The sequence below is a fragment of the Paractinoplanes maris genome, assembly GCF_023544465.1.
In the GTDB taxonomy this organism is placed as follows: domain Bacteria; phylum Actinomycetota; class Actinomycetes; order Mycobacteriales; family Micromonosporaceae; genus Actinoplanes; species Actinoplanes maris.
Map to the genome: position 1 here is coordinate 577,347 of NZ_JALPVL010000005.1, position 22,704 is coordinate 600,050.

Below are 22,704 nucleotides of genomic sequence, written 5' to 3' on the forward strand. Positions count from 1 at the left end.
CTCACCCGAGCGGTTTCACCCAGCGGGACCAGTCGTCCTGCTGCCGGTAGCCGTGGGCGGACCAGACACCGTGAGCTCGCTCGTTGGCGTCGAGCACCATGGCGTCGACCCGGGTCCCGCCCAGGTCCCGGAAACGGTGCTCCGCCGCCGTCAGCAGCCGTCCCCCGATCCCGGTCCGGCGCCGGTGCGGCGCGACCGCGAGCCGATACAGATGGCACCGCCACCCGTCCCACCCGGCGATGACCGTCCCGACGATCTCACCGTCGTCGACCGCCAGGATCAGCGCCTCGGGATCACGCGCGATGAGCGCCTCGACCGCCGCCGCGGTGTCGGCCGGCCGGCTGCCGTTCTCCGCCGACTCCCGCCAGAACTCCAGCACCGCTCCCAGATCCGTCGGTGCCGCGACCCGCAGGGTCAGCTCACCCACGGCTGCCACGCTGATCGCCCGCCGGCTGGGGCGCCGCATCGACCGGCCGGCTGGAGGCGTTGTAGGCGTTCTTGGCGGCGACCACGGCCGCCTCGACATGCTCGGGGTCGACACCGTGGACGTTGAGCGGCGGGTGCAGGCGCCGGACGAGCTCGGCCTCGACGGAGACCGGCTCCGGGTCCTCGGCCCAGGTCAAGCGCAGGTGCGCGTGCATCCACGCGGTCAACCGGGCCTCGTCCTCCGGGACCAGGACGACTCGATCGGTCCAGGTCGTCCGGTAGCCCTCGGACACCAGCAGCCCGGCCAGCGTGCGGCGCAAGGTGGAGCTGCCCGACCGGCGCAGATGGTTGCGCAGGATCCGGCCGCGCAGGTTGGTCGCCCGCCCGAGATAGAGCAGGCGCAGGGACGGTACGTTCTCGTTCGGCGTCCCGGCCAGCTCGGGCAGCGCCGACGGCGTGCCCCACCACGCGTAGACACCGCTGCCGCGGCTCAGTCTCTTGGCGGCGACGTCAGGCGCGAACGGCACGCCGGACAGCAACCGCAGGGCTTCCTCCGCCCGCTCCTGGGCCGGGGGGAGGTCGTCGGGTAGCTCTTCAGGATTGGTCATCGAGGCCATGCTAGGCGTGCTGCCGGAGCGACCGTCAGCCCCGGGCGGCGTAGCCCATGGCCGGGATGACCTCGCCGAGTCTGCGTTCGATCCGCTCGCGGGTGGCCGGGTCGAAGTGGTCGTCGCGGTGCAGCAGTCTGCTCGGCTCGAATGCCGAAGGGGTCGCGAAGTCGTCGACCCCGAGCTGGTCGAACAGGGCGCGGCGCTGCCCGGGCCAGTCGGCCGCGAGGTCCTCGGCTTTCACCTCCACATATCGCCGGCCGGTCAGATCGGTGCTGTCCCGCCAGCTGAGCCACCGGTCGTAGACGGGTTCGAGATAGGCCAGCATGCCGTCGACCGTGGGTGGGGCCCAGGGCTGGGCGAGGTGGGAGGCGAGCACCGAGACCGGGTGGCGCTTGATGTGGACGATGGTGGCCTCGGGGACCAGCTCCCACAGGAAGTCCATGCACAACAGGTTGAACGGTGTCTTCTCACACCAGGCCGGCTTGCCCGCGTCGGCCGCCGCGCCGCCGAACAACGTGTCGATCAGCTGCCGCAGGATGCCGAGCAGTTCGCGCCGGTCGCGGAAATATCTCGGCAGCACCCGGCGGCGGCTCGCCGGCTCGAACGGACCGGCCAGACGGCCGGCGTTGCCGAACCCGTTGGGGTTGGACGGCTCGTCGAAGGTGCAGGCGGTCAGCTGCGCCCAGAGCCGGTCCACCGCGTCCCGGTAGCGCTGCTCACCGACCAGCTCGGGAACGGTCTTGCCCCGGTCGTCGCGCCGGCCGGGCAGCCGCACGGTGAGGAAGTCGCTCAGCCGCGACAGCGCGTTCTCCCCCACGATCGGGTCGTACCGGCTGGTGAGCGCCTCGGCCAGATCGCGCAGCCCACCCGGATCGACGAGGAACCGGGTCTCCATCGGAATCCGGTGAATCCGCGGATGCTCGCCGATGATGTCCGCGATCCGCGACGTCCCCGAGCGCCCCGTGCCCGCCACAAAGATCGGTGAAGGTGAATCCATGGTGATCAGCCAACCCCCAACCCGATGGCCGCCGCAACCCGTCAGCCGAAGTCGCGGCGCATCACGACCCGCCGGGTGGTCGGGTGGCTGACCTCCCGGAAACCGGCCGCGAGGAACGTGGTGCGGGACCCGACGTTCATCTCGCCCCACGACACCTTCTGCCCCTCCCTGGGGACCATCGGGTAGGCCTCGACCGCCTTGGCGCCCCGCGCCCGCGCGTATTCGGTGGCCGCCCGCGCCAGGTGCCGGGTCAGCCCCTGCCCGCGACAGCCGGCCCGGATGGCGAAGCAGACGATCGCCCAGACCCGGGGGTCGTCGGGATCCTCGCTCCGCCCGGCCCACGGCACCGGGGACCCCCGCAACCGCCGATAGCCGGCCCGCGGCTCGACCGCCACCCAGCCGACCGGCTCACCGTCCCGGTAAGCGACCATGCCGCTGGTGCCCTCGGCCTCCGGATGACCGCAGTCGGTCTCCTCCCGCAGCCGATGCATGCGTTCCTCGACCCCCGTGCCGAACCAGTCCCGGTCCCCCAGCTTGATCCGCTGGCACTGGCACGTGGCCGCCGGGCCGCGCCCGAACACCGTCTGCAGATCCGCCCAGCTCGCCTCGTTGGCCGGGATCACGGTCACACCGTCGTCCTCCACGACCAGGCAGCCTAAGCACGGTTCCGGACGATCCACGTCCGGAACCCTTAGCCTCAATTCGTGGAAGCTGTGGTCTTCGATCTGCTCTACACCCTGGTCCACCCCGGGAGCTATCCGGGCGGCACGGGCCGGATCGGCTGGCTGGCCGGGACTCTGGGTGTGGACGCGGCCGGCCTGGCGGCGCGGTGGGCCGAGTTCGAACCGGTGCTGGAGTCCGGCCGGACCGGCGATCGCGACCCGGAGCTGGCCTGGGTTCGTTCCGTCGCCGGCCGAGCCGACCTGGCGTACGTCGAAGCCGACTGGGACCTGACCAGGCGGGAAGCTCTCCTGCACCCGCCGCCGTCGTCGGTCGCGACGCTGGTGGCCTTGCGCGAACGCGGTCTCCAGCTCGGCGTCCTGAGCAACACGCATGCCTGGGAACTGCGGGCCTGGCACCGCTCGCCGCTGGCCGCGCTGGTCGACGTGGTCGCCCTGTCGCACGAGATCGGCGCCGTCAAACCCGATCGGGCCGCCTACGAGTTCGTCCTCGACCGCCTGGGGGTGCCGGCCGCCCGAGCGGCCTACGTGGGTGACGGCAGCAACGACGAGTTGGTGGGCGCGCGGGCCGCCGGGTTCGGTCTGGTCGTGCTGGCCGAGCAGGCCGCGGCCGAAGCGGCACCGGGCGACCTCCCGCGCCTGCGCGCGCAGGCCGACATCTCGGTGCCGTCCCTGCTCGACGTCGTCACCGTGCTGGAGCAGCGGGCAGCAGGGTGAGGGTGGCTTGCTGGACGGCCGGGTCGCGCCAGAGCACGGCGAGGCGGTCGTCCCCGGTCCGCGCGGCGGCCTCGTCGACGGCGGCGGCGATGGTGTGGCCGTTGTCGAAGGCGGTGAGCACCGCGGGGTGGATGTAGGAGGCGCGGGCCACGGCCGGGGTGTTGCCGAGCAGGCGGCTGGTGGCGCGCACCGCGGCGAGCTGCGGCGACTTGGCCCGCTCGTCGTGGCGGGCCCCACCCAGGGCGGCCGCGGCCAGCACGGTGCCGGCCCAGGTGCGGAAACGCCGGGCCGTCGCGTCGATGCCGGTGTACGCGTGGATGAACGCGTTGACGTGCGTGCTGTGCACCCGCTGCCAGCCGCCGTCGTCGCGGCTCCAGGCCAGGAAGGCCGGGTCGTCGCCGGCCCGCGCGAGCAGCCGCCGCGCCCACGGCACGACAACCGGGTCGGACACCTCGACCACCCGGTGCAGGTGCTCCTTGGCCGAGTAGTCGAACGTCACCGTCTCCCGGCCCACGTGCACGTGCCGCCGTTCCAGGGTCGTCAGGCCGTACGTGTGGTTGTCGCGCGCGTAACGCTCGGAGCCGACCCGGAAGAAGCCCAGGTCGAGCAGCCGCACCGCCACGCTGAGCACGTGGTCGCGGTCGAGCGCCCGGCGCGGAACCCCGAGCCCATGACTGACGTGATCCCGCAACGACGGCAGCGACGCCGCGAAGTCGGGCACGTGCGCGAACTTGTCCCGCGCCCGGCTCTCGGTCCACCAGCCCGCATACCGATACTGCGTACGCCCCGCAGTGTCGACCCCGACCGCCTGCACCTTGGCCGCCGGGTCCCCGGCCACCCAGACGTCCCGCCACGCGGGCGGCACGGCAAGCGACCGGATCCGCGCGACAACCTCGGCCTCGGTCACCACCCGGCCGTCGTCATCGAGGTACGACGAGCCCTGGCGCCGATAGCCCGACGGCCGGGCGTGCACGCTGGTCACCCGATCCACGGTAATGACGCTCCCCCACTCGTGCCCGCTCTTGAGACCCTCGCCTCAGCACGACTTCCACCGGATCGACAGACGCCGATCATCCGAGGCGGGACCGGCTGCTCCGGTCATGGCGACGGCGCGCGCCCCGTGTCAGCGTGAATCGACGGTGGGGGTGGCGAGGATGGCACAGCCCGACGAGGGGCGATACACGACCTGGCGCCGCAATTTCGACCTGGCGCCGGGTCGCGAATGCGGCCGGACCGTCATAGCCCTGTCCGGTGGAGGGATCCGGTCGGCCGTGTTCGCGCTCGGCGCCGTGGACGCTCTGCGCACCCATGGCGTGCTGGGCCGGACCCGCTACCTGTTCGGGGTCTCCGGCGGAGGCTACGCGGCCGGAGCCATGCGACTGGCGTTGCAGAAGCCCTCGAAGGCGACGGCGGAGGACGTGTTCGCGCCCGGGTCGCCCGAGCTCGACCATCTGCGCCGGCACGGGAAGTACCTCGCGGACGGCGCCGGCGGCTGGGCGGCGGCGCTGGGTGTGGTCTTCCGGGGACTGGTCGTCGTGCAACTGACGATGCTCTTCGTCGTCGTCCTGGCCGGCTATCTGGTCGGCGGGGCATACATCCTGGCCGGAAAGCTGGGCGCGCCGTTCGCCGGTCTGCCGTCCGGATCGATGCTGCTTGTCACCGCGGTTCTGCTGGGCGTCGCCGCGGTCTTGTGGCTTCTGAGTATCGCCATGGAGAACTGGGCGGGCACCTACGTCACCTGGGCCCCGAAACTCGCCCGGATCGCGCGGGTTCTCACCTGGCTCGGGCTCGCCGTGCTCGTCGTGGTGGCCGTGCTCCCCCCGCTGGCCCGAGCGTCCGACATCGACGGGCTCGGCCTGTTCGACGCGGCCGGTGCGGGCGCGGCCGTCGCCGGGACCGGGTTCGTCGCCACTGTCAGCGCCATCTTCCTGGTCGTCCGCGCGCCGATCAGCAAGGCGGTCTCCGGGCTGTGGAAGGCCCGGGACCAGATCCGGGTGATTCCCGCTTTCGTGTTGCAGCGACTGCTCGTCCTGGCCGGGGTGGTTGTTCTCGTGGGCGCGCACGTTTTCGTCTTCGCACGGGTCGTCGACACGATGCAGCAGCCGTTCGCCGAGTGGCCGTGGCCGCTGCACCCGGTGGCCGTCGCCGCCTGCTTGATCGGCTTGGTTCTGCTGGGCGTCCTGATCGATCAGACCCGGTGGTCGCTGCACCCGTTCTACAAGCGCCGGCTCGCCAGTGCGTTTGCCGTGCACCGGATCGACGACCCGGCGCGGCCCGGGCAGTTCAAGGCCGAGTCGTACGCTCCCGGCACGATCACCCATCTCCACGAGTACGGGCGGAAGGCCGAAGGCTTCCCGCAGGTTGTGCACGTCGCCGCGGCCAACGTGTCCGGTCAGGCGCTGGCGCCGCCCGGCCGCCGGGTGATCACCTATTCGATGTCCGGTGACTATGTCGGCGGTCCGCAGCTGACCTGGATCCCGGCGGCCGACCTCGAGCACCTGCGGTGGCCGCTGCGGCTGGATTCCACCGTCCAGGCGGCGATGGCCGTCTCCGGGGCGGCGTTCGCGTCCGCGATGGGGGCGAGCGCGACGCCGTTCAGCCTGCTGCTCACCCTGACGAATGCCCGGCTCGGCACCTGGCTGCCCAATCCCGCCCATCCGGGCCGTCAGGCCGGCGCCACCTTCAGGCGGACCTTCCGGCAGCGCGATCTCCGGTACATGCTGCGGGAGATCTTCGGCCGGTACCCGCTGAGCGATCCGCTCCTGTTCACCTCGGACGGCGGACACTTCGACAACCTCGGTCTGATCGAGGCGCTGCGGCACCGGCCGGCCGAGGTCATCTGCGTCGACGGCAGCGGAGGTGCGACGGTGTCGGGCGGGGCCCTGGGCCCGGCCATCGCGCTGGCCCGGCAGGAGCTCGGCATCGAGATCGACTTCGTGGGTGGCGAGCCCCAGGACCTCGAGCCGGGTGTCGCCGACAAGGACGACAAGGGTCCGCTGGCCGGCCGCTTGGCGACGGCCTCGGTGATGACCGCGACGGTGACCTACCCGGATTGCTTCCCGGACGGGCGCCCCCCGGCCGGGCGGCTCTATTACGGCCGCGCTGTGCTGTCGGCGGCCACCCCGTGGGACGTGCTCGCCTACGCCGGCGCTCACCGCAGCTTCCCCAACGACTCCACCGCCGACCAGTGGTTCCAGCAACAGCAGTTCGACGCCTATCACGCCCTGGGCGAGCACGTCGGCGAGGCCCTGGCCGCCCGCACCCGCCGGCCCGCCGCGGCCACCCCACCGCCCGGGCCCCGAGCCGGCGACGGCTGACCTCCGTCACCCGCCGATGTCAGCCCGGTGACCTCCGGTCGCCGGCCGGGGGGAGGACCACGATCCCGTCCTCGTCCGCGACGACCTCGGCTCCGGGGTGGAAGGCGCAGCCGCCGATGGTCAGCGGCACGTTGCGCTCGCCCCGGCCGGTCTTGGTGCTCTTGCGCGGGTTCGCGCCGAGGGCCTTGACGCCGATCGGCAGCTCCCGCAGCTCGGCCACGTCCCGCACGGCGCCGTTGATCACGACCCCGGCCCACCCGTTGGTCACCGCCAGCCCGGCGATCACGTCGCCCAGGAGCGCCCGATGCACCGACCCGCCGCCGTCGACCACCAGCACCCGGCCCTCCCCGGGCTCGGACAGCACCGTCTTGAGCAGCGCGTTGTCCTCGAAGCAGGACACCGTGACGGCCGGCCCGCGGAATCCCGTGCGCCCGCCGTAGTCGCGGAGCTGGCTGTCACAGGAGCCGATGTCGTCGCCGTATCGGTCGACGAGATCCGCGGTCTTGTCCATGGTCTTCCCTCCGTCGGCGGTGCCCCACGATCATCGCGCGGCCGCCGAAGCGGTAGTAATAAGGGTGACCGAACTCAGTCCCCGCCGCCGTGCGCTCGTGCTCGCCATCTGCTGTCTGAGCCTGTTCATCGTGGGTCTGGACAACACCATCGTCAACATCGCGCTGCCGGCGCTGCGGACCGACCTCGACACGTCGGTGTCGGGACTGCAATGGGTCATCGACGCCTACACGTTGGTGCTGGCCAGCCTGCTGATCCTGGCCGGCAGCACAGCCGATCGGGTCGGGCGGCGGCGCACCTTCCAGACCGGGCTGGCGCTGTTCACGATCGGGTCGCTGCTGTGCAGTGTGGCGCCGGGGCTGGGGTGGCTGATCGCCTTCCGGATGATGCAGGCGGTCGGCGGGTCGATGCTCAACCCGGTGGCCATGTCGATCATCACCAACACGTTCACCGAGCCCCGGGAGCGGGCCCGCGCCATCGGCGTCTGGGGCGGGGTCGTGGGGCTGAGCATGGCGCTGGGGCCGGTGCTGGGTGGCGTCCTGGTCGACTCGCTGGGCTGGCGCTCGATCTTCTGGCTCAACGTGCCGGTGGGGCTGGCCGCGATCGCCCTGACCGCGCTCTTCGTGCCCGAGTCGCGGGCGCCGCGACCGCGGCGCATCGACCCCGTCGGTCAGGTGCTGGTGCTGGTCGCGCTGGCCTCGATCACGTACGGGATCATCGAGGGCCCCGGCGCGGGCTGGGCATCGGCCGAGATCGTCGGCTGCTTCGTGCTCGGCGCGGCCGCGCTGGCCGCCCTGCTGGTCTACGAGCCCCGGCGGGCCGAGCCGCTGCTGGATCTGCGCTTCTTCCGCAGCATCCCGTTCAGCGGGGCCACCCTGATCGCGGTGTCGGCCTTCGGCGCGCTGGCCGGGTTCCTGTTCCTCAACACCCTCTACCTGCAGGACGTACGGGGTCTGTCCGCCCTGCACGCCGGCCTCTACACCCTGCCGATGGCCGCGATGACCGCCGTCTTCGCCCCGCTGTCGGGCCGCCTGGTCGCCACCCGGGGCGCCCGCCTGCCGCTGATCCTGGCCGGGACGGCGATGACGCTGGCCATGCTGCCGCTCACCCGGCTCACCGCGACCACCCCGGACGCCCTGCTGATCGGCTGTTACCTGCTCTTCGGCATCGGCTTCGGCCTGGTCAACGCGCCGATCACGAACACCGCGGTCTCCGGCATGCCCCGCGCCCAGGCCGGCGTGGCCGCGGCCATCGCGTCGACGTCACGGCAGGTGGGCGGCTCGCTGGGGGTCGCCGTCATCGGGGCGGCGGTCGTGTCCGGTGTCTCCGGGCCGATGGCCACCGGCTTCGCCCAGGCCAGCCACGTCGGCTTCTGGATCGTCGTCGGCTGTGGCCTCGCCGTGCTGATCCTGGGCGTGCTGACCACGGGCCGCCGGGCCCGCTCGACCGCCGACCGCACCGCCGCCGAGCTGATCCCGGCCTGAGTCGCAGCGCAGCGGATCAGTGCTGCTGGGTCTCCTCGATCGTGAGGACGATCTCGCGCAGGCCGCTCGTCATCGCGGCCAGCTCCTCGGCCGGCACCCGGGCCACGACCTTGGACTCGATGGCGTTGAACTGGGGATACAGGTCCCGCATCACCTGTTTGCCCTCGTCGGTGAGGTGGACCTCGACCAGGCGGCGGTCGTCGTCCCGCCCGACCCGGCGCATCCAGCCCCGGCCCTCGAGCGTCTTGACCACCCCGGTCAGCGTCCCCTTGGAGATGGCCGCGGCCTCGGCCGCGTGCCGCGTCTCCATCCCGTCGAAGATCCAGACGACCCACATGACCACGAACCCGGTCCAGGTCAGGTCGTACGACCGGAGCAGGTCGTGCCCGGCATAGGCGCGCACCGCGTTCGCCGCCCGATAGACGCTGGACACGGCGAGGGCGGCCTCGTAGTCGAGGCCCAGCGACCCGACGTGCTCGCGCATGGCGCGCTCGGTCGCGGCGAGATCGGGGTGCTCGGTCATGGCGATGATCGTACGTTCCGGTTCGCCGGGGCTGTCTACACTCGACGACTGTGGCCAAGGTATACGGGGAGTGACGATGGTCGCTGTCGACACGAGTGTCCTCGCCTCGGTCCAGGCCGAGCTGTCCGGGCAGGACATCGATGTGGTTCGGCTCGGCTACAGCGATCTGATCGGCGCCGAGCGCGGCCGTGACCTGCTGGTCCGCCACTTCGCCCGGACCGCCGGGGACGGCGTGGCGTTCTGCCGGTCGGTCTATGCCACCTCGCCGATGGGCGACGTGGTCGACATCGAGGGTGGCCTGTCGGCCGGCCTGCCCGACATCATCGCGATCCCCGACCTGAGCACGATGCGGGCCGTCCCGTGGGAGCCCGGCGTCGCCCACGTCATCGCCGACCTGCACAACCCGGACGGCTCACCCTCCGAGCAGAGCCCACGCACCGTCCTGCGCCGGGTCGCCGACCGGTTCGCCGAGCTCGGCCTGCGCCCGCTGATCGGGCCGGAGCTGGAGTTCTACCTCCTCGAGCGGTCCCCGCAGGCGCCGAACGGCTGGAAGCGCTACGGCGAAGGCACCGGCAACGTATACACCGCCGGCTACAAGGGCGACCCGGACAACACGCTGCTCGCCCTGCTGCGCGGCCTCGACGCGTACGGTCTGGACGTGGTCGCCGCCAACCACGAGTTCTCCTCCGGCCAGTTCGAGATCAACCTGTGGCACTCGGGCGCGCTCGACGCCGCCGACCGGGCGTTCCGGTTCAAGACGGCCGTCCAGGAGCTGGCCCGCATGCGCGACAAGATGGCGACCTTCATGGCCAAACCGTTCAACGACGAGGGTGGCTCCGGTTTCCACCTGCACTTCTCGGCCTGGTCGGACGAGGGGGCCCCGGTGTTCGACGACCCGGACGGCGAGGACGGGCTGTCGGCGACCGCCCGCTCGGCGGTCGCGGGTCTGCTGGCCCACGCCCCGGCGCTGACCGCCCTGCTCAACCCGACGGTCACCTCGTACAAGCGCTTCGGGCCGGACACGCTCGCGCCCTGGCTCGTCGACTGGGGCCTGGACAACCGCAGCGCGATGGTGCGCATCCCGCCCGAGCGCGGGCCGGCCACCCGGCTGGAGCTGCGGCTCGGCGACGCGTCGGCCAACCCGTACCTGGGCCTGGCGGCCCTGCTGGCGGCGGCCTATCTGGGCATCCACGACAAGCTCGAGCCTCCGCCGAAGCTGCGGGGATACGGCTACGACGCCGGCCGGTCGCCCCGGCTGCCCGGCGACCTGCCGTCGGCCCTCGCCGCGCTGGAGGCCGACACCGAGCTCACCGAGCTGCTCGGCCCGGCGTTCGTGGCCGCCTTCGTGGCTTACAAGCGCAACGAGCTCGACCGCTTCTCCCGGTGGGTGACCGACTGGGAGTTCCGCGAATACAGTTACCACCTGTGAGGCGTCACCCGGGCCGGACCTCGGCGCCGTAGCGCTCCACCGCGAACTCCGACAGCCGCGCGGCCAGCGCGGCCAGGGTCGCGGCCGCGTGATGCCCGGGATCCCAGGCGGCGTAGAGCCGGATCTCCGGGCCGTCGATGCGCAGCGGGACGAGGCCGAAGCGCGGGTCGTCGGTGACCACGGCGATCCCCCGGCCGGCGGCGGCGACCGCCTGCGCCACCTGCGCGTTGCCCACCTCGACGACCTCGCCGTAGGCCACCCCGGCCGCGTCGCAGGCCGCGTCCAGCAGCGCCCGCGGCCGGAACTCGGGAGTGAGCAGCACCAGGGGGCGGGTGACGAGATCGGCCACCGCCACCTTTGCCCGAGCCGCCCAGGGATCGTCCGCGCGGACGTACGCCCACACGGGCAGCACGGCCAAGGCCCGCGACGCCAGCGCCGGGGGTGGCGGACGGGTCACCACGGCCAGGTCGGCGCCCGCGCGCACCGCCGCGACGGCCCCGCGCGGGTCGAGCTCGCGCACCCGGGGCACCGGGTCGCCGGCCCCGAGGGTGGCCAGGAACGGCGCCAGCAGGTCGGACAGGGTCGTCGTGGGCACCGCGATGTGCAGCGCCTCGAGGCGGCCGGCCGCCAGGTCCCCGGCCACCCGCTCCAGCCGCTCGGCCTGCCGCAGCAACGCCCGGACCTCGGGCAGGAAGTCCTCGGCGGCCCGCGACAGGCGCAGGTGCCGGCCCTCCCGCTCGAACAGCCGCAGCCCCAGCTGCCGCTCCAGCTGGCGCAGCTGGCGGGAGAGCACCGGCTGGCTGACGTGCAGCAACGCCGCCGCCCGGGTGGCCGACCCGGCCTCGGCCACGGTCGCGAAATAGCGCAGCAGCCGCAGATCCATGCTCACAGGGCATGAGAATAGTGCCGAACGAGTCTTGGACGGCACCGATCGGCGTCGCGCACGCTGGCCCCATGTCCGTCTTCACTGTCGAGAACCCCGCGACCGGTCAAGTGATCGCCGAGATCGCCGACGGCACGCCGGCCGACGCCGTCGCCGCGGTCGACGCCGCGGCCGAGCGGCTGCCCGAGTGGTCCGCGCTCGCCCCGCGCACCCGCAGTGAGCTGCTCACCCGGGTCCGCGAGCTGATGCTGCGCGACGCCGGCGACCTCGCCCGGCTGATCGCGCGCGAGAACGGCAAGTCACTGGCCGACGCGCGCGGCGAGGTCACCTACGCCGCGGAGTTCTTCCGCTGGTACGCCGAGGAAGCCGTCCGCCCGCACGGCGAATACGGCCCCTCCCCGGCCGGCGGCACCCGGACGATCGTGACCCACCGCCCGGTCGGTGTCGCCGCCCTCGTGACGCCCTGGAACTTCCCGGCCGCGATGGCCACCCGCAAGATCGCACCGGCCCTGGCCGCGGGCTGCACCGTGGTGCTCAAGCCGGCCGCCGAGACCCCGCTGACCGCGCTGGCCATCGCCCGCCTGATCACCGAGGCCGGCATCCCCGACGGCGTGGTCACGGTCGTGCCGACGACCGACGCGGCCGGTGTGGTGACCGCCTGGCTCGAGGACCCCCGGGTCCGGAAGATCTCCTTCACCGGCTCGACCGGCGTCGGCCGCCTCCTGCTCCGGCAGGCCGCCGACCGGGTTGTCAACACGTCGATGGAGCTGGGCGGCAACGCCCCCTTCATCGTCACCGCCTCGGCCGACCTCGGCGCCGCCGTCGAAGGCGCCATGCTGGCCAAGTTCCGCAACGGCGGTCAGGCGTGCACCGCGGCCAACCGGTTCTACGTGCACGCCGACGTGGCGGCCGAGTTCACCGCCCGGCTCGGCGCCCGCGTCGAGGCGCTGCGGGTCGGTCCGGCCGACGACGGCCACGACATCGGCCCGCTCATCTCGGCCCGGGCCCTCACCGGCGTGACCCGGCTGGTCGACGACGCCGTGGCCCGCGGCGCCGTGATCGCCCACCGCGCCCCGGCCCCGGCCGGCGCCGGGCACTTCTACCCGCCGACTGTCCTCACCGGACTCGGGGCGGACGACCCGCTGCTCGCCGAGGAGATCTTCGGCCCGGTCGCCCCCATCGTCGTCTGGGACCACCTGGCCGGCCTCCTGGCCGCGGTCGACAACACCGAATACGGGCTGGCCGCGTACGTCTTCGCCGAGCTGGCCGAGGCGCTGCGGATCGCCGAGTCGCTGGACGCCGGCATGGTCGGCGTCAACCGCGGCCTGGTCTCCGACCCGTCGGCCCCGTTCGGCGGCGTCAAGCAGAGCGGCCTCGGCCGCGAGGGGGCCCGGGCCGGTCTGGAGGAATACCTGGAGACCCAGTACTTCAGCGTGGCGTGGTAGCGATGCACGGTGCCCGGCCTGAGGAGCGTACGGTGACAGCACATCGGCTTCTCGACGTCTCCTCCGACGAGCGCATCGCGCCCGCCCTTCGATGGCGCGGTTGTCGCGACAGGAGGGCACCCCATGACCACGACCACGATGACCCCCACCCCACGAGCTCCCGACGACGCCGTACGCCTGCGGTTGGACCCCGTCCCGTCCCGGACCACCCTCCTCGACGGAGCCTGGTGGCCCCGATCGACCGACGCGGTCGCCGAGCTTCCCGCTCTGGTCGACGCCCTGGCCGGCCGGCGCGGCGAGATCACGCACGTTCTGCTGAACGCCGACGAATGGGATGAGCCGCATCCGCGGCGGGTCGGCGCGGGCGGCCGGGCCGTGCGGCTGGGCTGGTTCACCTCCCAGCCGGCCGGACTGATCACCGTCATGACCGACTTCGGACGTGACCGCTTCGACCTGCTGGTCGTCCCGCCGGACGCGACCCCGGCGTCGGCTGACACCGCCCTGACCACCGCGGCCGACGGTTCCAACCACCGCCACACGCCCGAGCTCCTGGCCGCGGTCGAGCACACCGGCTGACCGCCCCGCCCGATCCCGCTCCGCGGTCACGCCACGGCGGCCCAGACCACCTTGCCGTCCCGCGCCGGCACCGCGCCCCACGCGGCAGCCGTCGCGTGGACCAGCCGCAAGCCCCGTCCCCGGTCGGCCCGCGCGATCGGCCGGCCGGCCAGCCTCAGCTCGTTCGCGGCCGGAAACCTGCTGACGCCGTCGTGGACCGCCACATGCAGCCGGGTGCCGTTGCACGACATGGTGACGAGGAAGTCGGTGCGGGCATGCTCCACCGCGTTGGCGGCGAGCTCGGAGGCGATCAGCCAGGCGTCCGGCACCAGCTTCGGCCGGCCCCACGCGTGGCACGCCTGCGAGACCAGGTTCCGGGTGGCCTTGACCGAGGCCGCTCGAGGTTCCAAGCGGGCCTGCAGACGATCGGTGCGGCCGCGCCGCCCGGCGATTGCCGCGCGCGCCTCCGGCATCGTGGCGTAGACGCGTGGCTGCGGTCCGCGCAGATACCGGAGGCGCCGGCTCAACGCGGTCGCGGCCGCGATACTGAACGTCACGTGCACCGGCACGGTCTCGAACCGGGCCTGTCGCCAGAACGCCAGCCAGAAGGGCAGGCTCGACCCGTGCGGGTCGCCCAGATCGTGCAGGTCGACGACGATGGTGGTCGACGGTCCGGCCAGACACATCCGCAGCGTTGCCGAGACCTGCTCACCCGACCGCGGTGACCACCGGCCGCGCACCACGACCTCCACCATCGTCAGACCGGCGTCGCCCGTCACGATCACCCGCGGGCTGAGCCTCTCGGCGACCGCGGTGAGCAGGTGTGGAGGCTCGGTCGACGGTTCCTGCGCCTCAGCGCCCGCCGCGGTCACGGTGCGACAGCGACTCGCACGGCGCGACCGGCCGGTCGCACGGTCAATAAATTTCTCACGTGGCGATCGACGACGACCACAGCTGCTCCCCAGGCTTCGGCGCGCTCGATGCGCTACCGGGGACCGGGGCAGCAGGACCGGGAACGGACATCCGGCACAGCCACGCTATCTCACCGGGACCGGGCCTGGCGCTCACCAACGGGTGACGGTCGCCGACCGGGCGGGCGGCAGCGTGCCGGGAGCACGCCTGGCCCGGAGCGCGCATCTCGATACAGTGAACCGGTGGCACTTCTGCTGCGCGAGACAGTGCACCGGCAGCGGTGGCGGGTGCCGCCCGCGTCGACCCCGCCGCCCTCGTGTGCGCGCCGCGCGGCGCCGGCCGGCCAGGGCCGAGTTCCTCCCGTCACGCGACCGACAGCATGTCGGTGGCGCGGTAGGCTACCCGCGGATCTGCTGCCTCGACCTCGGCGGCACCCCACGGAAAGGGTGCCGACATGTGGCACAAAGCGTCGGGCAGCCGATCAGGCGGCAGGCCGGAGCGGGCCGATCCCGGTGGTGGCACCGATGGATGATCCGGCTCGGACCGTTCGCCGCCTCGTCGCCGCTTCCACCCGGCCGGGCATGGCCACCGATGACTTCCTGACCCACCTGTGCCGCACCGCGGCCGAGGCGCTGTCCGCCTCGGGCGTCGGCATCAGCGTGATGACCGACGACGGCACCCGCGGGGTCTGCGCCGCGTCCGACCCGCTGAGCGAACGCGTCGAGGACCTGCAGTTCGTGATGGGCGAGGGCCCCTGCATCGACGCGTTCGCCGCACGCCGGCCGGTCCTGGTGGCTGACCTCGGAGGCAGTGCGGTGCACCGCCGGTGGCCCAGTTACGCCTCGGCGGCCATGCAGGACGGCATCCGGGCCGTGTTCGCCTTTCCGCTGCAGGTCGGCGCGGCCCGCCTCGGCATCCTGGACGTGCTGCGGCACCAGGCCGGCCCGCTGACCGACGAGCAGGTCCCGCTGGCCCTGACCTTTGCCGACCTGACCGTGGAGGTGCTGCTCGACCGGCAGGTCGGGGCCGGGAACAGCGACGTGACGCACGCCCCCGCGGCCGTCGACGTCGGGCACCGTGCCGAGATCTTCCAGGCCCAGGGCATGGTGATGGTCCAGCTCGGTGTCAGCCTCGGCGAGGCGCTGTCCCGGATGCGCGCCCACGCTTATGCCGAAAATCGCCCCCTCGACGACGTGGCGCGCGACATCGTCGCCCGGCGTCTGCACCTCGACAAGGACTGACCTGCTCATGAACGACCGCGACAGTGCACGGCAAGCCGGGAGGCTGGCATGACCACCGTATCCGCGGAACGACTCGCGGCGATCTTCGTCGAGGCGGCCGACACTCTCGTCGACGACTTCGACCTCATCGAGTTCCTGCACATGCTCACCGAGCGCGCCACCCACCTGGTCGGCGCCGCGGCCACCGGACTGGTCATGGCCGACCCGCGCGGGCGTCTGGAGTTCATGGCCGCCTCCGACGAGGGCGCCCGGATGCTCGAGCTGTTCCAGTTGCAGAACGAGGAGGGTCCCTGCCTGGAGGCGTTCACCACCGGACAACCGGTCATCAACATCGACCTCGCGGCGGCCGCCGGCCGATGGCCCCGTTTCGCCCCCCGTGCGACCTCGGCCGGCTATCAATCGGTGCACGCCTTCCCGATGCGGGTCCGCGAGCGGGTGATCGGCGCGCTCAACGTCTTCGGGGACACCAAGGGCGGCACCTTCACCGGCGCCGACGTCCCGATCATGCAAGCCCTCACCGACATCGCGACGATCGGGCTGCTGCAGGAACGCACGATCAGCCAGAGCGAGATCCTGACCGAGCAGTTGCAGGGCGCGCTCAACAGCCGGATCGTCGTCGAGCAGGCCAAGGGCGCGGTCGCCCAGGCGTGCCGGGTCACCGTCGACGAGGCGTTCGCCGTGATCCGCCGATTCGCCCGCGATCACAACCGCAAACTGACCGAGGTCGCCCGGGCCATCACCGAGGAGCCCGGCCTGGCCGCGCGGATGATCGTCCGCTGACCGCGAGGCGGGTCACATCAGCGTGGCCCACACCACCTTGCCACCGCGGGTGGGCATAGCTCCCCACGCGGCGGCGACCGCGTCCACCAGCAGAAGGCCGCGACCTCGGGGGGTAGCCGCCGGACCGGCCGCCGCCGGTCGGTGCAGACGCGGGAACGCGCGCGCGCCGTCCTGCACCGCCACGTGCAGCCGGTCGGCCTGACGGGAGAGCGTGACGACGAAGTCACTGCCGGCGTGCTCGACCGCGTTGGCGGCCAGCTCGGACGCGGTCAGCGAGGCGTCGTGCAGCAGATGGGGCAGGCCCCAGTCGCGACAAGCTTGCTTCACCAGGTCACGGGCGACCCGTACGCGATCCGGCCGCGGCTCCAGCCGCACCTGCAACCGATCGGTCCGGGACACCATCGGGGCCACCGCGAGACGCGCCTGCGCGGTGCCGGCAAACAAGCGCGGTCCGTCGACGACGCGCAACCGCCGGCCCAGCGAGCTCGTGCCGGGCACGCAGAACATCAGCTCGACCGGCGACGCCGCCAGCCGGGCGCGGCTCCAGGCCGCCGCCCAGAACGGCATGCTGAGACCCGGCGGATCGTCGAGATGATGCAGGTCGATGATGGTGAAGAGGGACGGGCCGGCCAGGCACAGCCGCAGGCAGGCGGAGATCTGGTTGCCGAACTGCGGCGACCATTCACCATGGGCGGCCATCTCGACCACGGCGGTGGTCGCCTCGCCGGTGACCGCCACCGCCACACCACGACGATCGGTCAGGGTGGTGAGCAGATGGGGCGGCTTGAGCGGGGGTGTGCGGTCCCGGTTCCCGGCGGCGGTAACCATCGATCGGCCACGATCGGCATTCGCAAGCACGGCTGCTCCCGAGCACATAGTCCATAGGAGTGCACTGCCGAGGTCTGGAGCAGCCGGCGAGGAGAAACCTCCCCGCATGACCCAAACATAGAGCAACCAGCCCTAGATCGACCCTCACCGTCGAGTCAACCTTCGGACGGGCTACGTCCCGCCGGAGATGTCACTCTGCCTGAGGCATCCTAGGAGGCTAGGTTTAAAATCTCTACCCATCCGCACCGGCCGGGTGACCGAATCACCGCCGATGGACTCCGACGACGAGCTCGCCTCGCGGCTGCGCGGCGGTGACGAGAGAGCGCTGCGTGCCGCCTACGACCGGCACGGCGCAGCCGTGTTCTATCTGGCCCAGCGACTGCTGGGCAATCGCGCCGACGCCGAGGACGTGACCCAGCTGACGTTCGTGGCCGCCTGGACCGGCCGTGACGGCTACGACCCTCAGCGCGGCACGATGCTGGGCTGGCTGCTCGGCATCGCCCGGCGCAAGGCCGTCGACCGGATGCGGTCGGCGGCGCGCGATGATCGGGTGACCGAGACCGTACGGGCCCACCTCGTGCCCCCCGACGGCCGGGAGACCCCGGAACGGGTTGTGGACCGGCTGGTCGTGGCCGACGAGATGGGCCGGCTGCCCGAGGAACAGAGGCGCACGCTGGAACTGGCGTTCTTCGACGACCTGACCCACCACCAGATAGCGGCCGTCACCGGGCTGCCGCTCGGTACGGTCAAGAGCCATATCCGGCGCGGAATGGCGAACCTGCGACGACGTTGGGAGGTTGACGGTGCACCATCTGGATCCCGATCGGTTGGTCCTACTCGCGCTCTCTGACGAGCCCGGGCTGGACGAGTCGGATCATCTGGACGGATGCGCCGCCTGCCGCCACGACCTCGCCGCCCTGCGCGACGTGGCCGGGATCGGCGCCGAGCTGCAGGACCTGCGTGATCTGCCGGCGCCCCCCGAGCACGTCTGGTCGGCGATCGAGTCCGAGATCGCCGGCCCGGCCCGGCGCCGCCGGCCCCGCCGGCTGGTGCCGGCGATGGCGGCCGCCGTGGCGGCGGTGGTCGCCGTCGCCGGTGCCGTGGCGTTCTTCCGGGCGCCGGCCGAGCAGGTCGTCGCCCGGGCCACGCTCACCCCGCTGGCCACCGTGCCGGCGGGCGCCGGAGGCAGCGTCCGGGTGCTCGCCGACGGGCAGATGCGGATCGAGGTCCGCAATCTGCCCCTGACCACCGGTTTCCACGAGGTGTGGCTGATCGACCCGGACGACCTGACCAGGATGGTGGCTCTGGGCAACCTGGGCGACCGGCCGGACGAGGTGCTGCCGGTGCCGGCCGGCGTCGACATGAACCGATACAGCCTGGTCGACGTCAGCGACGAGCCGCACGACGGCGACGCCACCCACTCCGGCCGCAGCCTGCTCCGGGGCACCTTGACGTCCTGACCGCGACCGCGAGGTCGCCGATGACCGCCGGGGCGGGCGCGCCAAGGGTCCTCGCGCCCGCCCCGGCTCCACCTCAGCTCAGCCGGCTGAACACCGGCGATCTTCGTCTGCTCGGCGCCGAACTCGATAGACGTCAATGGATGCCCACCGTCGACTGTGGGCCGGAAGGCGGCAACGGCTGGCCGAGTGACCGGTTCCGCACCCAGCGTAGGGGATCTAGGTTGCTGGATATTCACAGCCAACGCTGGAGAGGATGGACACATCGTGGTGTCTCGATCGGCATGGAGACGTGTGGGGGGCGCGGCCGCCGCGGCGGTGCTGCTCGGTGGGCTGGTCGCCGCCGGGCCCGCGCAGGCGTCGTCCGGCAGCAGCTCGACCAAGGAGATCACCAAGGCGGTCACGCTGGCCGGGGTGCTGCGGCACCTTGTGGCGTTCCAGGCGATCGCCAAGCTCAGTGGCGACACCCGGGCCTCGGGGACGCCCGGATACAAGCGCAGTGCCGACTACGTGTCGGCGCTGATGCGGGCGGCCGGATACAAGGTGACCCGGCAGCCGTTCCCGTTCAACTTCTGCACCGAGAACGGGTCGTCGTTCGCCCAGACGGCGCCGACCCCGACCACCTACGTCGACCAGGAGGACTACGACGTCCTGGACTGCTCGGGCAGCGGCACGGCGACCGGCTCCGTCGTCCCGGTGGACCTGGAGCTGACGACGCCGAACACCAGCACCTCGGGCTGCGAGGCGGAGGACTTCGTCGGCGTCAGCGGCAACATCGCGCTCGTCCAGCGGGGCACCTGCTCGTTCGGTCAGAAGGCGGCCAACGCTCAGGCGGCCGGCGCGACCGGCGTCATCATCATGAATCAGGGCAACACAGACGGGCCGGACCGCCAGGACGTCTTCCTGGGCACGCTCGGTGAGCCGGTCGGCATTCCGGCCATCGGGATCTCGTACCCCCAGGGCGTCGCCTTCGCCGGCACGGCGGGTCTGACCGTCACCATCACGACCGACACCGTCGCTCAGGTGCGCCAGACCGAGAACGTCATCGCCGAGTCGCGGTACGGCGACCCGAACGAGGTCGTCATGTCCGGCGCCCACCTCGACTCCGTACCGGAAGGTCCGGGGATCAACGACAACGGCACCGGCAGCGCCGGCATCCTCGAGGTGGCGCTGCAGATGCGCAACCAGAAGACCAAGAACAAGCTGCGGTTCGCCTGGTGGGGCGCCGAGGAGGCCAACCTGGTCGGCTCGACGTTCTATGTGAACAGCCTGCCCGAGGCGGAGGCGGCGAAGATCGCGCTCTACCTGAACTTCGACATGATCGGCTCGCCCAACTACACGTTCGGCGTGTACGACGGCGACGACTCGGACGCCACCGGCGCCGGGCCCGGACCGGCCGGCTCGGCGCAGATCGAGCAGGTCTTCCAGCGCTTCTTCACCGCGCGCGGTCAGGCCACGGCGGCGTCGGACTTCAGCGGCCGCTCCGACTACGGCCCGTTCATCGCCTCCGGCATCCCGGCCGGTGGACTCTTCACCGGGGCCGAGGTCGAGAAGACCGCGGAGGACGTGGCGAAGTGGGGCGGTGTCGCCGGTCTGGCCTACGACCCGTGTTACCACCAGGCGTGCGACAGCTTCACGCCGGAGCGGGACGGCGCTGACGCGGCGGTCTACCGGCAGCTGCGGCAGGCCTACCGCAACCAGCTGCTCGGCAACCTGAACACGTTCGCGCTCGACACCAACGCCGACGCGATCGCGACGGCGGTGGCCACGTTCGCCCAGGACACCTCGTCGATCCCGCCGCGGCCGGCCGCGGTGGCCGCACGATCGGCGGCGCCGAGCGTGCACAGCGCGCTCAGCTGACAGCGGAGATGTGCCCGGCATCACGGTGCCGGGCACATCCTTGACCTTATGACCGAGAATGGGCAGATGATCGCGAGGCGCATCGCCACCGTCGTGGCCACCCTGCTGGCCGCCGCCGGGCTGGGCGCCTGCGGCAGCCCGCCCACCACCGAGCGCGAACACAGCGAGTCCGCCGCGATCGCGCCGGCCGCCGGCACCCGCACGGCCTCGCGCGACGTCCAGGCCGTGGCCCGGGCCGAGACCACCGTACGCAATGTGCCGCAAGCCTTCCGGCTGCCACCCGGCAGTCGCGTGACCGCCCTGTCCGACTCCGAGGCGGGCGCCTCGTTCACCCTGGCCGCGCCCGACCCCGAGGCCGTGCTGTCGTTCTATCGCCGCGAGCTGGGGCGCGGCGCGTTCACGATCGTCGCCGACCAGGCCGGTCCCGACGCCACCAGCCTTTCCTTCCGCGACACCGACGGCTGGGCGGGCACGATCTATGCCACCCCGCAACGCGTCGCCGTCGCCGTCCGCCGAGCCTGACCTCCGCCGGCCGGCGCGCTGTCGCCGTCAGCACCCGGCAACCTCGGCCGGGACCGCGCCCCGTCGGGCTCAGCGGGGTCACCGTCCCCACCCGCGTCGTCCGCTGCTCTACCGCGCCGCCGCGGCCTTGACGCCGGTGGCCCAGCGCTCGATCTGAGCCACGTCGACCGCCCCGCCCATGGCCAGGAAGCCGGCCCGGTTGGGGTGCAGGTGGTCGCCCGGGCCGCCGACGCTGCTGTTGGTGTCGAACTCGGGTCGCAGGTGGCCCGGGCGGGCCGGGTCCTCGGTCACCGCGCTGAAGTCGGCCACCCCGTCGAACACCCCGCCGGTCCGGATGAAGTCGTTGACGGCCCGGCGCTTGGCGTCGGTCTCGGGGGTGCCGTAGAGGCCGAACTCGGTGCCCGCGGACGGCGTCAGCGTGGCGCCGACGATCTTGATTCCGCGCGCGTGCACCCGGCGGACGATCTCCCGGTAACCGTCGATCACCTGGGCCGCTGTCGCGTTGCCGCCACCGAGGTCGTTGATGCCCTCCAGCAGGATGACCACGCGCACACCCGGGCGCTGCAGGACGTCGCGGTCGAGCCGGTCGAGCGCGGGCGGCCCGTCACAGGGTGTGCAGCCGCCCGGCGTACGACCGATCCGGGTGACCATGTTGCCGCCGATCGCCTCGGTGACGACCGTGACGTCGCCCCGCCGGTCGAGCCGGCGCTGGAGCACGTCGGGCCACCGGTCGTGGCCGTTGATCGTGGAGAAGAAGCCGTCGGTGATCGAGTCGCCGAACGCGACGACAGTGGCCCGTTCCTCCCGCTGCGCCTGCACCTGAACCTCGGAGAGGAAGAACCACGAGGTGGTCGAGTGCGGGAACGCCGTCTCCCCCGGGTCGGCGGTGCGGTCGCCGGCGCCCGGCCCCGAGACGTACGAGGTGGTGAACCCGGCGGCGTGCCACGTCATCGGCCCGCTCTCACCGGCCACGAAGAGGCTGATCGCGAGCCGCTGCGACGGCGCGTCGGTCACCCGGACCCGCACCGGGTCACTGAGGACGGTTCGCCCGGCCGGGACGACGACCGATCCCCGGCCGCCGAAGGTCAGCGGCCGGTTGGTGCCCGGCACGACGGTGGCCCCGATGGACTGCAACCCGGCGTACGCCCGCCCGAAGGTCACCGCCCGGGTGCCGTACTCGTTGCTGAGCCGCACCCGCCAGACCGTGCCCTCGACGCTAGGGTGCACGGTCATCCGCAGCGTCTGATCATGCGCCTGGTTGTCCGGGAAGGCTCCGGTCAGCAGCGGTGCCGTGTTCCCGGGCCCGGCCGGCCCCACCGGTCCGGGCTGGCCCACCGAATACCCCACCGGATAGACCCCCTGAGCCGACCCGGCCCACCCGGCACCCCAGGCGTTCCCCCGCGCCTGCGCGGCGGCCACCGGCGTGAGCAGAACAAACGCGGCGACCGTGGCCATGGCCTTGCTGATCCGAGCGACTCGCATGGCACCCCCTAGGAAGTCATCGACGACCATCGTTACCACCGGCCC

Annotated in this window: 23 protein-coding genes; 12 read left to right on the plus strand and 11 right to left on the minus strand. The window is 72.4% G+C overall.

Going from position 1 to position 22,704, the window contains the following annotated elements; all coding sequences use genetic code 11:
* Nucleotide 1 precedes the first annotated feature (1 nt).
* Genes NAG42_RS17740 through NAG42_RS17755 form a run of 4 tightly spaced genes read right to left on the minus strand, consistent with a single transcriptional unit; the run spans nucleotide 2 to nucleotide 2,678 of the window.
* Nucleotides 2-427 (minus strand): GNAT family N-acetyltransferase, encoded by a 426-nt coding sequence (locus tag NAG42_RS17740; protein ID WP_250031404.1) that lies wholly within the window; start codon nucleotides 425-427, stop codon nucleotides 2-4.
* Nucleotides 420-1,034: a GIY-YIG nuclease family protein gene (locus NAG42_RS17745; RefSeq protein WP_250031405.1), complete on the minus strand. Its 615-nt coding sequence runs from the start codon at nucleotides 1,032-1,034 to the stop codon at nucleotides 420-422. The genes NAG42_RS17740 and NAG42_RS17745 overlap by 8 nt, the downstream gene beginning before the upstream one ends.
* Nucleotides 1,035-1,068: 34 nt before the next feature.
* On the minus strand, nucleotides 1,069-2,034 hold the full coding sequence (locus NAG42_RS17750) for a sulfotransferase family protein (protein ID WP_250031406.1): 966 nt from the start codon (nucleotides 2,032-2,034) through the stop codon (nucleotides 1,069-1,071).
* Nucleotides 2,035-2,075: 41 nt separating this feature from the next.
* Nucleotides 2,076-2,678, minus strand: coding sequence for a GNAT family N-acetyltransferase (locus tag NAG42_RS17755; protein WP_250031407.1), 603 nt, complete (start codon nucleotides 2,676-2,678; stop codon nucleotides 2,076-2,078).
* Between the two features lie 60 nt (nucleotides 2,679-2,738).
* Here NAG42_RS17755 and NAG42_RS44915 point away from each other — a divergent pair, with 60 nt between their 5' ends.
* A complete protein-coding gene (locus tag NAG42_RS44915; RefSeq protein WP_250031408.1) occupies nucleotides 2,739-3,431 on the plus strand; it encodes an HAD family hydrolase in 693 nt (230 codons plus the stop codon).
* Here the strand turns inward: NAG42_RS44915 and NAG42_RS17765 are convergent.
* Nucleotides 3,400-4,413, minus strand: coding sequence for a DNA topoisomerase IB (locus tag NAG42_RS17765; RefSeq protein WP_250031409.1), 1,014 nt, complete (start codon nucleotides 4,411-4,413; stop codon nucleotides 3,400-3,402). The two genes, NAG42_RS44915 and NAG42_RS17765, sit on opposite strands and share 32 nt — an antisense overlap.
* A gap of 172 nt (nucleotides 4,414-4,585) precedes the next feature.
* Between NAG42_RS17765 and NAG42_RS17770 the strand changes: the two genes are divergently transcribed.
* A complete protein-coding gene (locus NAG42_RS17770; RefSeq protein ID WP_250031410.1) occupies nucleotides 4,586-6,748 on the plus strand; it encodes a patatin-like phospholipase domain-containing protein in 2,163 nt (720 codons plus the stop codon).
* A gap of 19 nt (nucleotides 6,749-6,767) precedes the next feature.
* On the opposite strand, the gene rraA is transcribed toward NAG42_RS17770, so the two are convergent.
* Entirely contained in the window at nucleotides 6,768-7,259 is a 492-nt protein-coding gene (gene rraA / locus NAG42_RS17775; protein ID WP_250031411.1) for a ribonuclease E activity regulator RraA, read from the minus strand.
* Between the two features lie 64 nt (nucleotides 7,260-7,323).
* Between rraA and NAG42_RS17780 the strand changes: the two genes are divergently transcribed.
* Nucleotides 7,324-8,742, plus strand: coding sequence for an MFS transporter (locus NAG42_RS17780; protein WP_250031412.1), 1,419 nt, complete (start codon nucleotides 7,324-7,326; stop codon nucleotides 8,740-8,742).
* A 16-nt stretch (nucleotides 8,743-8,758) separates the two neighbouring features.
* Here the strand turns inward: NAG42_RS17780 and NAG42_RS17785 are convergent, their stop codons facing one another.
* Nucleotides 8,759-9,265, minus strand: a complete 507-nt coding sequence (locus NAG42_RS17785) for a MarR family winged helix-turn-helix transcriptional regulator (RefSeq protein ID WP_250031413.1) — start codon at nucleotides 9,263-9,265, stop codon at nucleotides 8,759-8,761.
* 76 nt (nucleotides 9,266-9,341) lie between these two features.
* Here NAG42_RS17785 and NAG42_RS17790 point away from each other — a divergent pair, with 76 nt between their 5' ends.
* Nucleotides 9,342-10,694 (plus strand): glutamine synthetase family protein, encoded by a 1,353-nt coding sequence (locus tag NAG42_RS17790; RefSeq protein WP_250031414.1) that lies wholly within the window; start codon nucleotides 9,342-9,344, stop codon nucleotides 10,692-10,694.
* A gap of 4 nt (nucleotides 10,695-10,698) precedes the next feature.
* On the opposite strand, the gene NAG42_RS17795 is transcribed toward NAG42_RS17790, so the two are convergent.
* Nucleotides 10,699-11,577, minus strand: coding sequence for a LysR family transcriptional regulator (locus NAG42_RS17795; protein WP_250031458.1), 879 nt, complete (start codon nucleotides 11,575-11,577; stop codon nucleotides 10,699-10,701).
* Between the two features lie 71 nt (nucleotides 11,578-11,648).
* Here NAG42_RS17795 and NAG42_RS17800 point away from each other — a divergent pair, with 71 nt between their 5' ends.
* Complete coding sequence (locus NAG42_RS17800) at nucleotides 11,649-13,022, plus strand: NAD-dependent succinate-semialdehyde dehydrogenase (protein ID WP_250031415.1); 1,374 nt, start codon at nucleotides 11,649-11,651, stop codon at nucleotides 13,020-13,022.
* 123 nt (nucleotides 13,023-13,145) lie between these two features.
* Nucleotides 13,146-13,598: a DUF5994 family protein gene (locus NAG42_RS17805; RefSeq protein WP_250031416.1), complete on the plus strand. Its 453-nt coding sequence runs from the start codon at nucleotides 13,146-13,148 to the stop codon at nucleotides 13,596-13,598.
* Between the two features lie 26 nt (nucleotides 13,599-13,624).
* Here the strand turns inward: NAG42_RS17805 and NAG42_RS17810 are convergent, their stop codons facing one another.
* Nucleotides 13,625-14,449, minus strand: a complete 825-nt coding sequence (locus tag NAG42_RS17810; protein ID WP_250031417.1) for an ATP-binding protein — start codon at nucleotides 14,447-14,449, stop codon at nucleotides 13,625-13,627.
* Nucleotides 14,450-15,013: 564 nt separating this feature from the next.
* On the opposite strand from NAG42_RS17810, the gene NAG42_RS17815 reads away from it, so the two are divergent.
* Entirely contained in the window at nucleotides 15,014-15,730 is a 717-nt protein-coding gene (locus tag NAG42_RS17815; protein ID WP_250031418.1) for a GAF and ANTAR domain-containing protein, read from the plus strand.
* 48 nt (nucleotides 15,731-15,778) lie between these two features.
* Nucleotides 15,779-16,510, plus strand: a complete 732-nt coding sequence (locus tag NAG42_RS17820) for a GAF and ANTAR domain-containing protein (RefSeq protein ID WP_250031419.1) — start codon at nucleotides 15,779-15,781, stop codon at nucleotides 16,508-16,510.
* 12 nt (nucleotides 16,511-16,522) lie between these two features.
* On the opposite strand, the gene NAG42_RS17825 is transcribed toward NAG42_RS17820, so the two are convergent.
* Nucleotides 16,523-17,338, minus strand: a complete 816-nt coding sequence (locus NAG42_RS17825) for an ATP-binding protein (protein WP_250031420.1) — start codon at nucleotides 17,336-17,338, stop codon at nucleotides 16,523-16,525.
* A gap of 271 nt (nucleotides 17,339-17,609) precedes the next feature.
* Between NAG42_RS17825 and NAG42_RS17830 the strand changes: the two genes are divergently transcribed.
* The 4 genes from NAG42_RS17830 (at nucleotide 17,610) to NAG42_RS17845 (ending at nucleotide 21,177) form a co-directional block, all read left to right on the plus strand.
* Nucleotides 17,610-18,188, plus strand: a complete 579-nt coding sequence (locus NAG42_RS17830; RefSeq protein ID WP_250031421.1) for an RNA polymerase sigma factor — start codon at nucleotides 17,610-17,612, stop codon at nucleotides 18,186-18,188.
* On the plus strand, nucleotides 18,142-18,798 hold the full coding sequence (locus NAG42_RS17835; protein ID WP_250031422.1) for an anti-sigma factor: 657 nt from the start codon (nucleotides 18,142-18,144) through the stop codon (nucleotides 18,796-18,798). Before NAG42_RS17830 ends, NAG42_RS17835 begins: the two co-directional genes overlap by 47 nt.
* A 291-nt stretch (nucleotides 18,799-19,089) precedes the next feature.
* Nucleotides 19,090-20,655, plus strand: a complete 1,566-nt coding sequence (locus tag NAG42_RS17840) for a M28 family metallopeptidase (protein ID WP_250031423.1) — start codon at nucleotides 19,090-19,092, stop codon at nucleotides 20,653-20,655.
* A 66-nt stretch (nucleotides 20,656-20,721) separates the two neighbouring features.
* On the plus strand, nucleotides 20,722-21,177 hold the full coding sequence (locus tag NAG42_RS17845; RefSeq protein WP_250031424.1) for a hypothetical protein: 456 nt from the start codon (nucleotides 20,722-20,724) through the stop codon (nucleotides 21,175-21,177).
* A 108-nt stretch (nucleotides 21,178-21,285) separates the two neighbouring features.
* Here the strand turns inward: NAG42_RS17845 and NAG42_RS17850 are convergent, their stop codons facing one another.
* Entirely contained in the window at nucleotides 21,286-22,659 is a 1,374-nt protein-coding gene (locus NAG42_RS17850) for an SGNH/GDSL hydrolase family protein (RefSeq protein ID WP_250031425.1), read from the minus strand.
* Nucleotides 22,660-22,704 lie beyond the last annotated feature (45 nt).

Coding starts and splice junctions, on each gene's coding strand:
- NAG42_RS17745 (WP_250031405.1), bottom strand. CDS start 1,034: ATGACCAATCCTGAAGAGCTACCCGACGACCTCCCCCCGGCCCAGGAG.
- NAG42_RS17750 (WP_250031406.1), bottom strand. CDS start 2,034: ATGGATTCACCTTCACCGATCTTTGTGGCGGGCACGGGGCGCTCGGGG.
- NAG42_RS17770 (WP_250031410.1), top strand. CDS start 4,586: ATGGCACAGCCCGACGAGGGGCGATACACGACCTGGCGCCGCAATTTC.
- rraA (WP_250031411.1), bottom strand. CDS start 7,259: ATGGACAAGACCGCGGATCTCGTCGACCGATACGGCGACGACATCGGC.
- NAG42_RS17785 (WP_250031413.1), bottom strand. CDS start 9,265: ATGACCGAGCACCCCGATCTCGCCGCGACCGAGCGCGCCATGCGCGAG.
- NAG42_RS17790 (WP_250031414.1), top strand. CDS start 9,342: ATGGTCGCTGTCGACACGAGTGTCCTCGCCTCGGTCCAGGCCGAGCTG.
- NAG42_RS17795 (WP_250031458.1), bottom strand. CDS start 11,577: ATGGATCTGCGGCTGCTGCGCTATTTCGCGACCGTGGCCGAGGCCGGG.
- NAG42_RS17800 (WP_250031415.1), top strand. CDS start 11,649: ATGTCCGTCTTCACTGTCGAGAACCCCGCGACCGGTCAAGTGATCGCC.
- NAG42_RS17805 (WP_250031416.1), top strand. CDS start 13,146: ATGACCACGACCACGATGACCCCCACCCCACGAGCTCCCGACGACGCC.
- NAG42_RS17815 (WP_250031418.1), top strand. CDS start 15,014: ATGGATGATCCGGCTCGGACCGTTCGCCGCCTCGTCGCCGCTTCCACC.
- NAG42_RS17820 (WP_250031419.1), top strand. CDS start 15,779: ATGACCACCGTATCCGCGGAACGACTCGCGGCGATCTTCGTCGAGGCG.
- NAG42_RS17825 (WP_250031420.1), bottom strand. CDS start 17,338: ATGGTTACCGCCGCCGGGAACCGGGACCGCACACCCCCGCTCAAGCCG.
- NAG42_RS17830 (WP_250031421.1), top strand. CDS start 17,610: ATGGACTCCGACGACGAGCTCGCCTCGCGGCTGCGCGGCGGTGACGAG.
- NAG42_RS17845 (WP_250031424.1), top strand. CDS start 20,722: ATGATCGCGAGGCGCATCGCCACCGTCGTGGCCACCCTGCTGGCCGCC.
- NAG42_RS17850 (WP_250031425.1), bottom strand. CDS start 22,659: ATGCGAGTCGCTCGGATCAGCAAGGCCATGGCCACGGTCGCCGCGTTT.